The following is a 231-nucleotide window of genomic DNA, read 5'->3' on the forward strand; positions in this document are numbered from 1 at the left end:
GTGACTTCGCGCAGCAGCGATTTGGCATAGCGGCTGGAGGTAATCTTCTGATAGACCAGCCCGCGCGACTGCATAATTTCCCACACCTGATAGAAGTGATGCAGCTCCTCTTTAATCAGCAGTACCATCTTCTCCACCAGCTCATCCGCCCACGGCAGCGCATTGCGCACGATGATACGTTTTGTCAGGTTCTTGTGGGCGTTGATAAAGTCGCTGTCGCCATCTTCGCGG

1 protein-coding gene is annotated in these 231 nt (G+C 54.1%); it reads right to left on the bottom strand.

From position 1 onward, the window contains the following. Positions 1-231: tRNA isopentenyl-2-thiomethyl-A-37 hydroxylase MiaE (miaE, locus tag SB765_RS34305; protein ID WP_410933113.1), on the bottom strand; the 231-nt coding region annotated here is incomplete at both ends.

Origin of the sequence: Pseudomonas sp. SIMBA_067 (assembly GCF_046534675.1) — a bacterium.
Classification (GTDB): Bacteria; Pseudomonadota; Gammaproteobacteria; order Pseudomonadales; family Pseudomonadaceae; genus Aquipseudomonas; species Aquipseudomonas putida.